Origin of the sequence: Pseudoalteromonas sp. Isolate3 (genome assembly GCF_022398505.1) — a bacterium.
In the GTDB taxonomy this organism is placed as follows: Bacteria; Pseudomonadota; Gammaproteobacteria; order Enterobacterales; family Alteromonadaceae; genus Pseudoalteromonas; species Pseudoalteromonas apostichopi.
On sequence record NZ_JAKEVN010000143.1, the window covers coordinates 1 to 8,526 of the forward strand.

At 41.8% G+C, this 8,526-nt stretch carries 10 protein-coding genes and 1 pseudogene; all 11 read left to right on the top strand.

What is annotated here, in order from left to right; genetic code table 11:
* Positions 1 to 25 precede the first annotated feature (25 nt).
* The 11 genes and pseudogenes from L1D46_RS18600 (at position 26) to L1D46_RS18650 (ending at position 8,412) form a co-directional block, all read left to right on the top strand.
* The gene (locus tag L1D46_RS18600) at positions 26 to 667 is read left to right on the top strand and encodes a thermostable hemolysin (RefSeq protein ID WP_130052985.1); all 642 of its coding nucleotides are present in this window, start codon (positions 26 to 28) and stop codon (positions 665 to 667) included.
* A 41-nt stretch (positions 668 to 708) separates the two neighbouring features.
* Positions 709 to 1,659: pseudogene (locus L1D46_RS18605) on the top strand (AMP-binding protein); the annotation flags it as partial.
* Between the two features lie 474 nt (positions 1,660 to 2,133).
* Positions 2,134 to 2,823: an iron-containing redox enzyme family protein gene (locus L1D46_RS18610; RefSeq protein WP_205987957.1), complete on the top strand. Its 690-nt coding sequence runs from the start codon at positions 2,134 to 2,136 to the stop codon at positions 2,821 to 2,823.
* Positions 2,820 to 3,596, top strand: a complete 777-nt coding sequence (locus L1D46_RS18615; protein ID WP_130052983.1) for an SDR family oxidoreductase — start codon at positions 2,820 to 2,822, stop codon at positions 3,594 to 3,596. The genes L1D46_RS18610 and L1D46_RS18615 overlap by 4 nt, the downstream gene beginning before the upstream one ends.
* Before the next feature lie 47 nt (positions 3,597 to 3,643).
* On the top strand, positions 3,644 to 4,264 hold the full coding sequence (locus L1D46_RS18620; RefSeq protein ID WP_239978018.1) for a hypothetical protein: 621 nt from the start codon (positions 3,644 to 3,646) through the stop codon (positions 4,262 to 4,264).
* Between the two features lie 3 nt (positions 4,265 to 4,267).
* A complete protein-coding gene (locus L1D46_RS18625; RefSeq protein WP_130052981.1) occupies positions 4,268 to 4,927 on the top strand; it encodes a response regulator transcription factor in 660 nt (219 codons plus the stop codon).
* Entirely contained in the window at positions 4,927 to 6,237 is a 1,311-nt protein-coding gene (locus L1D46_RS18630; RefSeq protein WP_130052980.1) for an ATP-binding protein, read from the top strand. The genes L1D46_RS18625 and L1D46_RS18630 overlap by 1 nt, the downstream gene beginning before the upstream one ends.
* Positions 6,230 to 6,577 carry a cupredoxin domain-containing protein gene (locus L1D46_RS18635; RefSeq protein WP_256854101.1) on the top strand — a complete coding sequence of 116 codons (348 nt, stop codon included), beginning with the start codon at positions 6,230 to 6,232 and terminating at the stop codon, positions 6,575 to 6,577. Before L1D46_RS18630 ends, L1D46_RS18635 begins: the two co-directional genes overlap by 8 nt.
* On the top strand, positions 6,561 to 7,310 hold the full coding sequence (locus tag L1D46_RS18640; RefSeq protein WP_239978017.1) for an iron transporter: 750 nt from the start codon (positions 6,561 to 6,563) through the stop codon (positions 7,308 to 7,310). The genes L1D46_RS18635 and L1D46_RS18640 overlap by 17 nt, the downstream gene beginning before the upstream one ends.
* Positions 7,310 to 8,002, top strand: a complete 693-nt coding sequence (locus L1D46_RS18645) for a hypothetical protein (RefSeq protein ID WP_239978019.1) — start codon at positions 7,310 to 7,312, stop codon at positions 8,000 to 8,002. The genes L1D46_RS18640 and L1D46_RS18645 overlap by 1 nt, the downstream gene beginning before the upstream one ends.
* A 200-nt stretch (positions 8,003 to 8,202) precedes the next feature.
* Positions 8,203 to 8,412, top strand: coding sequence for a cold-shock protein (locus L1D46_RS18650; protein WP_036972536.1), 210 nt, complete (start codon positions 8,203 to 8,205; stop codon positions 8,410 to 8,412).
* Positions 8,413 to 8,526 lie beyond the last annotated feature (114 nt).

Sequence of the window (8,526 nt, forward strand, 5' to 3'; positions counted from 1 at the left end):
CATAACCTAAGTGGAGCGAACAATTATGCTTTCAGTTCAACAATTACAACAAACTCAAGTTCAAGAGCCAGCCTTTGTTTGCACTCGTGAAGGAGGTCAATTCCGTGACCGCCTTGAGAGCAATATCAAGCAAGGCTTTGCTGCTGCGTATGACGCGAAAATTTCGCAATTCATGCCGCTACTTTGCGAGCTTAATGTTGATGATGAAGTATGTACTTTAGGTCTTCGCTCTGCATCACAGCCTTTGTTTATTGAACAATACCTCCCTGCGTCTATTGAGCACTTTGTCAGTGCCAAGCGTGAGCACATTTTTGAGCTAGGTAATTTATGCTCAACGCATCGAAAAGCCACCTTGGCACATTTTGTTTTAATGAACGAAGCACTTTATCAGGCAGGAGCAAAATATTTAGTGTTTTGCGCAACCCGTAAAGTGAGAGCGTTATTAAAAATGCTTGGTGTGAATTGCAAAGAAATCGGTGTTGCCAATGCACAAGCACTTCAAGATCCAGCCAGCTGGGGTAGCTATTACGACAATCAACCAACCATTTGTGTGGTTGACCTAAACGAAGCACATCAACGTGTATTAAACACCCCAGTTTTATTCAATATCAAACAGCAGTGTTTGCAGTCATCACTTGAGCTTGCTGTATTTTTGGAGGCGTTATGAGCTGGTTAACACAATTACCGCATAAGGATAGCGACACATTGATGGTTTGCCATCAAAGTGATGGTGTACGCTCACTAACTAAACAAGAGTTTACTGAGCAAGTAACTCGTTTACTGCCAACCTTAGCTGAATTTGATGCCCAAGGCATCGCTTATCAATTAGATAACACGCCAGCATGGTGTGTATTGGAAGCCGCGATTAGCGATCTTAAAAGAGTCGCGATTCCGCTACCAACGTTTTTTACTGCTCAGCAAATTGCATTTGGTTTGCAAAACAGTGGGGCAGGGCTATTTGTATGTGACCGCGCATACGAAGGTGAGCATGCTAAGTTAGTGGCGTTAGTTGACGTGTGTAAGCATTACCCTTTATATGTTTATCAACTGAGTAATACACAGCCTGTGCCTTATTTTGCTAACACGCAAAAGATTACCTTTACATCGGGCTCAACGGGTACACCAAAAGGCGTGTGTTTATCTCTTGAAAGTCAAATGCAGGTAGCTACATCACTCTATCAAAGCATTGGTTTAGAAAAACCAAACCATTTGTGTTTATTGCCGTTACCGGTTTTGCTTGAGAACTTAGCAGGTGTTTATGCGCCGCTATTAGCAGGTGGTACGGTTAATTTGGTCCCTTTAGCTGAACTTGGTTTTTCTGGTGCGCAGTTACTTGAACCTCACAAATTGATTGCTGCAATTGAACGTACTGAGCCAAATACTCTTATTTTAGTGCCAGAACTTCTTACCTGTTTGGTGGCTTTTGCAAAGCAAGGCTGGCAAGCGCCTAAAAGCTTAAAGTTTATTGCTGTAGGTGGCGCGGTTGTAAGCCAGCAGCTTATTAAGCAAGCCCGTGAATGTGGCTTACCTGTGTATCAAGGTTATGGTTTGTCTGAGTCTTCATCGGTGGTGAGTTTAAACACTAGTAATGATGATGACATCGAAACTGCAGGCCGAGTACTTAAACATATTCAATATAAAATTGAAAATGGCCAGCTTTATATCAAAGGTTCATTGTTTTTAGGTTATTTAGGTCAAGCCGCACAAAATAGCGAAGATTGGTACGCCACTGGAGACTTAGTTACTGAGCAAGAAGGCCGCTTGGTTATCCAAGGCCGCTTGAAAAATCAGCTGATCACGAGCTTTGGTCGCAATATCAGTGCAGAGTGGCCGGAGTCATTATTGCTCAGTCACAGTCAGGTACAGCAAGCTGTCGTTATTGGCGAAGGCCAAGCGTTTTTAGCTGCGCTTATCTTTGCAAACCAAGCGATGAGTGACAATGAGCTTGCAGCACACATTGCTAAACAAAACGCGCAGTTACCCGAATACGCACAGATAAAAAAATGGCATCGTCTGGCAGAGCCAATGAGCCACACCCAAGGTTTATTAACTAGCAATAATCGCCCAAAACGCGATGTTATTAACCAATTTTTTGCTAGAGAAATTTCAGCATTTTACAAAGAGGCGACGAGCATGAGTCAATTTTTCAATACATTACAAGCCGAAACACAAAATGAGCGTGACTATCTTTTAGCTGCGCCGATTATTGGCCGAGTTTTTAAAGGTGAAGTAAGCCTTAGTGAATATGCATCGTTTTTAACTCAAGCATATCACCATGTTAAGCACACAGTGCCACTACTAATGGCTGTGGGTGCAAAGCTTACCGATAAACAAGAGTGGCTGCGTGAAGCTGTTGCAGAATACATTGAAGAAGAGTTAGGCCATCAAGAATGGGTATTAAATGATATTGCTGCATGCGGTTTTGATAAAGAGTTGGTACGTAATTCTCGTCCACAGTTTTCGACCGAATTAATGGTGTCGTATGCCTATGATGCAATTAATCGCGGTAATCCTTTAGCTTTCTTTGGTATGGTTCATGTGCTTGAAGGTACTTCTATTGCATTAGCAGATAATGCTGCAGGACAAATCCGTGAGGTTGTTGGGCTACCTAAAAAGGCTTTTTCATACCTTACTTCGCACGGTGCACTTGATATTGAACACGTTAAGTTCTTCGAATCACTAATGAATAAAATAGACAACGAGGACGACCAACAAGCCATTATTCACGCCGCTAAATGTTTTTACAAACTATACGGCAATATTTTTCGTGACCTCGACTCAGAACCTTTCTTTACAGAGGCGGACATGGAGCAAAGCGCATGAGTAGCCCAGTTTGTGTGCTAACCGGCGCAACTGGGGGCATTGGCCGTGCTATTGCTCTTAGCCTTGTCAAAGAAGGGTGGCGTTTATTGCTGGTAGGCAGAAATGTTAAGCAACTTGCTGCACTTAAGTTGGAGTGTGGTAATGACGCAGAGTATTTTCAGGCTGATCTAAGTAACAGTGAATCCCGTGATGATCTTGCCAAGTTTGCTCAGCAAATTGGTGGTGCAACATTACTTATCAATAATGCAGGCGTCAATGTGATGCAGGGCTTTAGTGAAATCAGTGAGCAGCAAATAGATCACCTGTTAAATATCAACCTGCATGTGCCAATTAAATTATGCCAGCTATTTTTACCACAAATTACACGCAACAAAGGCACGATTGTGAATATAGGTTCATCGTTTGGTAGCATCGGATATCCATATCAAACCTTGTACTGCGCCAGCAAGTTTGGACTTAGAGGTATGACAGAAGCCCTTGCCAGAGAGCTCAGCCACAGCGATGTGAAAATATTGTATTTAGCACCTCGCGCGACTGATACCGCGATCAATTCGCCACAAGTGCGCGCGATGAACAAAGAGCTTGGTAACACGATGGATCCGCCTGAAAAAGTGGCAGATGCATTAATAGATTTAATTAAATCAAAAAAACGTCGCCGTTTTATCGGCTTCCCTGAAACATTATTTGCCCGTATTAACGGCGCATTTCCATCACTAGTTGATAACGCAATAGCAAAACAACTTCCTAAAATTAAAAGTTTTTTTGCGAACTAAATTGATTAAGGTGAATGATTATGACTAAACTAAATTTTAAAGCCCTAATGATGTTAGGTGTTATCATGGCCGCGCCTGCAAAAGCCGACTTTAATAGTGATTTAAGTTCGGTGCAAAAAAAGTGGGCAGTGGTTAATTACGAATTAGTTGATGATGCGCAATTAGATGCCTTTGAAAAACTAGCCAACGAAACGGCTGAATTTACAAAAGCGAATGACCAGCAGGCTGCAAGTCATATTTGGTACGGTATTGTGCTATCGAGTTATGCGGGAGCGAAAGGGGGCTTAGGTGCTCTTGGTCTTGCAAAAGATGCTAAAGCGCAATTTGAAAAAGCGCTAAGCTTAGATCCAAAAGCGCTCGACGGTTCAGCATACACCAGCCTTGCTACCTTGTACGGTAAAGTGCCGGGTTGGCCAATTGGTTTTGGTGATGATGATGAAGCGAAAAAGCTGTTTCAGCAAGCGCTTGAGCTAAATCCTCGTGGTATCGATAGTAACTATTTATATGCTTCATTCCTATATGACGAGCGTAAGTATAAATCAGCTAAAGAATTTTTATTGGTTGCTCAGCAAGCGCCAGCGCGCCCTGATAGACCAAAAGCAGATCTTTACCGCCAACAAGAAATTACTAAACTATTGGCTAAGGTAGAGAAAAAAATAAAGAGATAAACTATGCATTTATTGCTCGTTGAAGACGACCATTTAGTGGCTGAAGGCCTGTGTCGCTCTTTGCGTCAACAAGGATATAGTGTTGAACATAGTTCGACCGTTAAGTCAGCGATGCAATGGCTGGACAACGATGAAATTGAGCTGGTAGTCCTTGATTTAGGGCTACCTGACGGTGATGGCATCGACATTTTAAAGCATATAAAAAAACATCGTAAAAACATTCCTGTGGTGATTTTAACTGCTAGGGGTAGTATCGACGATAAAGTTATGGGTTTAGATTTAGGGGCTGATGATTATCTTGCAAAACCGTTTGATCCCGCTGAATTATTTGCACGTCTTCGGGTTGCAAGCAGGCGCCTGACACAAGCACAAACCAGCACCTTAAAAGTCGGTGATGTTGAAATGGATACCGCGGCTTTTACCGTGAGTTATCAAGGAGAGCCCGTTAATCTTCCGCGTAAAGAGTTCATGCTCCTTAAAGCTTTGTTAGAAAATCAGGGCCGCGTGCAATCAAAACAGCAGCTAGAAAGTAAACTCTATGAGTGGGGCGAAGAGGTGGGATCAAATACCATCGAAGTGCATATTCATCACTTACGTAAAAAATTTCCGAAAGAGTTCATAAAAACCTTACGCGGCATTGGTTATGTGGTAGGTAAACGCTAGTGTCAATTCGTAAGCGACTCACCTTACTTATCTTGTCTATGGTGATCTTAACCTGCTTTTTGGCTTTTACTAAAGGTTATCGAGAAAGTATGAATCAGGCTGAAGCACTGCTTGATAATGAGCTGATAACGCTTGCGCATGTGTTGATTGAACAGCCGTTAAATAAAGAAACTCCTGCCTATACGAGTAATTTACCGCAGTTATTATTTCAGGTTTGGGTGGATGACAGTTTGGTCTCAAGCTCAAAGTCATTACAAAATAACCCAATCAATCAAAGTCACTGGCAAACCGGGTTTAGTGTTGAGAATTTGGCAGGGCAACGAGTCAAAGTATACCGTTTAAGCGAAGGAGATAAGCGGGTGCTTATTGCTGAGCCATTGAGTAAACGTGTGGCACTAACAGAAACAGTGATTTTATCGGCTATGACGCCATTGTTATGGAGCGTACCAATCTTAGCACTGCTTATTAGTGTTTTTGTAAAACAAGGGCTTGCGCCACTCACTCGGTTATCTAATCAACTTAAACATAGACAAGCAAATGACTTTACTGCGATCCCTTGGCAGACCCCAGAACAAGAAATTAAACCCGTAATCAGCCGCTTAAATGATCTATTTAAGCGTGTTGAAAGTGCCTATTTACGAGAACGATTTTTTGCCTCAGATGCGGCCCATGAGCTGCGCACACCGCTTAGTAGCTTAAAAATAAATGTACATAATTTACTTGCCCAAGGTGTCGATAGTGTAGAACTTGATGCGATGGAAAAAGGGGTTGATAAACTGAGTAATATCGTTGAGCAGATGTTGATTTTAGGGCGAACATACCCAGAGCAGTGGCAGGCACAATTTAGCCCTGTATCGGTATTAGAGGTTAGCCAGCAAGTTGTAGCACAACTTTATGACCGTATCGATGAAAAAGAGCATACAATTAGCATAGATGGTGATGATTTTATTATTGCTGGTGATGAATTCACTTTGATCACTTTATTTGGCAATTTACTGAGTAACGCCATAAAATATACACCAGCTGTGGGAGAAATTTGTATTACTCTTAAAGCTGAAGGTAATCGTTTTATCTGGCAAATTGATGACTCCGGTCCAGGTATTGATGAAGCTCAAAAGCAGCGCATATTTAACCGTTTTTACCGCGTGGGTGGCGATAAACATCCATCCGGTGAGCAAGGAGCCGGGCTTGGTATGGCTATTGTTGAACACATAGTATCGATTTATAACGCTGATATTGCGCTTGCAGATAGTCACCTAGGTGGCTTGCGCGTAAGCGTCTCTTTTATGCAAGGAGAGATTAGTGAATAAATGGATTTTGGCATTCTCTATGCTGCTACTATGTATGTCGTCTTGGCTTGCTTATGCCAAAGAGTACAAACTGATCTTAAGAGATCATCTATTTTACCCCGCTGAAATTAAAGTACCTGCCAATAAAAAGCTGCGACTTTTAATCGAAAATCAAGATGACACTCCTGAAGAGTTCGATAGCTTTGACTTAAACCGCGAAAAAGTGCTCTACCCAGGCCGAACCAGTGTGATTTATATCGGCCCATTAAGCCCTGGGCGTTATGATTTTTTTGGTGAATTTTCGCCTAACACTGCTCGAGGGACTGTTGTGGCTACGGAGGTGGATGATGCTGATAACTAGTCTGCTGATGAGTATAAATCAGCTTCTGCCTGTGGTTATTTTAGCTGTGCTTTTGGGTTTGATTGTGCCTTTAAATCAGCGTCAGCTATGTATTTATGCCGTTATTGGTATTGTGATGAGCTTAGTGTTTGTACAAGGCGCTGCATGGGGGAGCCAGTTATTTGATCATAGAGGCTTAGAGTTCATGCAAATGTTGCTGTGTATTGTGATTTTTGCAGCTGCATTAATTAGTTGTCAGCAACGAAGTCAGGCCGCAGCTGTCGCATTGGTTGCTACCATGACGTTGTATTTAAGTCACTACATGATTTATTTAGTCAGTTTCTGGCACAGCAAAGATACTGCTGAGCCACTGATACTTGGTACCTTATTAGGGGTTGGTATTTGTATTAGCTTTGGTGTGTTACTGTTCTTTTTACTTGAAAGTGTTGTTAAACGCGCAGGCGTGCAGCCTTTAGTTGTGTTGCTTGCCTTAAATGCAACAGCAAAGTTATTGATACTTCTTGATTTAGCAAGTCAGGTTGACTTACTCGATGTGACTTCAAATTATTTAGATTGGCGTGGGTTTCTAGTTGAAAACTCAGAACTAGGGCGGGTATTAAAAGCCTTATTGGGTTACGAAGCCACACCAAGTAAAACAGCGCTTTGGGTGTATGTAGTTGCAGCGTTGGTATTTATCGCCTTAGCGCGTGTTTTAAAAATTAAAAAGACAGAGGAGCCAGTATGCGGTTCTTAATGATTAGCTTAAGCTGTTTGCTGTTAGCAACTATTAGTCAAGTCGCACATGCTGATGGCATGGTGGTCGATAAAGTATATCACCCTTATGTGATGCCTTTTGAGCGCGAAGTAGAGTGGCGTTTAGTGTCGAGACAAACTGATAGCGGCAATGTGTTAGCGCAGCGCGCAGGTTTTGGTGGGGCAATTAATGATACCATGAGTCTTGAAGGTTATTTGGTTGGCGAACGAGACGATAACGGCGATTTTGGGTTATCTTCATACGAGGTCGAGTTACGTTGGCAGCTTGTTGAACAGGGACGATTATGGGCTGACTGGGGGGCACTATTTGAGCTTGAAAAACAACATACAGTGGATGCTTACGAAGCAACGACTGGCTTTTTATGGGAAAAAGAGTTTGGCCGTACAAGCCTGACTATGAATGCATTTTTAGTGTATGAATGGGGCGCAGATATCGAGAATGAGTGGGAAAGCGAGTTTCGTTTGCAGTATCGTTATCGCTATCGATCAGCGTTTCAACCATCAATAGAAATTTACGCTGGTGAGGATTTTGTTGGGGTTGGTCCCGGCTTTATTGGTTTACATAGGTTTAGTCCAAAACGTCAGTTAAAATGGGAAGCTGGTTTTATCAGCGAACTGAGTCAATCCGGTAAAGATCATAGCTTTCGCTTAGCATTAGAATTTGAGTTTTAATGACGATAGTGTTTGACTTATCTTAGTAACTCTATATAGTGGGCACCAGCTAGAAAGAAAGCGTGTAATTAATAAATCTTTATTTCGTTGTTGTATAAGTAATACTTGTAGTACCGTCCTGAAGTTTTTAAGTACCATCTCATTTTTTGCTACACCCGCCCATTAGGGCATTTTTAATTTTTTATATCAGGAATAATACTATGTCTAACATCGTATCAGGTACAGTTAAGTGGTTTAACGAATCTAAAGGTTTTGGTTTCATCGAGCAAGAAAATGGCCCAGACGTGTTCGCACACTTCAGCGCTATTAAAAGCGACGGTTTCAAAACTTTAGCTGAAGGCCAACGTGTAGAGTTCACTCTTTCACAAGGTCAAAAAGGCCCACAAGCGGATAACATCACTCCGTTATAATTTTTACTTTTAGTAAAAATTAAGAAGAAGCAAGCTACGGCTTGCTTTTTTTGTGCTTAAAAATTGACTGAGCTAATGAAAATTTCTATATTTAATGCAGCTATTTAATTAGGG

Coding starts and splice junctions, on each gene's coding strand:
- L1D46_RS18600 (WP_130052985.1), top strand. CDS start 26: ATGCTTTCAGTTCAACAATTACAACAAACTCAAGTTCAAGAGCCAGCC.
- L1D46_RS18610 (WP_205987957.1), top strand. CDS start 2,134: ATGAGTCAATTTTTCAATACATTACAAGCCGAAACACAAAATGAGCGT.
- L1D46_RS18615 (WP_130052983.1), top strand. CDS start 2,820: ATGAGTAGCCCAGTTTGTGTGCTAACCGGCGCAACTGGGGGCATTGGC.
- L1D46_RS18620 (WP_239978018.1), top strand. CDS start 3,644: ATGATGTTAGGTGTTATCATGGCCGCGCCTGCAAAAGCCGACTTTAAT.
- L1D46_RS18625 (WP_130052981.1), top strand. CDS start 4,268: ATGCATTTATTGCTCGTTGAAGACGACCATTTAGTGGCTGAAGGCCTG.
- L1D46_RS18640 (WP_239978017.1), top strand. CDS start 6,561: ATGATGCTGATAACTAGTCTGCTGATGAGTATAAATCAGCTTCTGCCT.
- L1D46_RS18645 (WP_239978019.1), top strand. CDS start 7,310: ATGATTAGCTTAAGCTGTTTGCTGTTAGCAACTATTAGTCAAGTCGCA.
- L1D46_RS18650 (WP_036972536.1), top strand. CDS start 8,203: ATGTCTAACATCGTATCAGGTACAGTTAAGTGGTTTAACGAATCTAAA.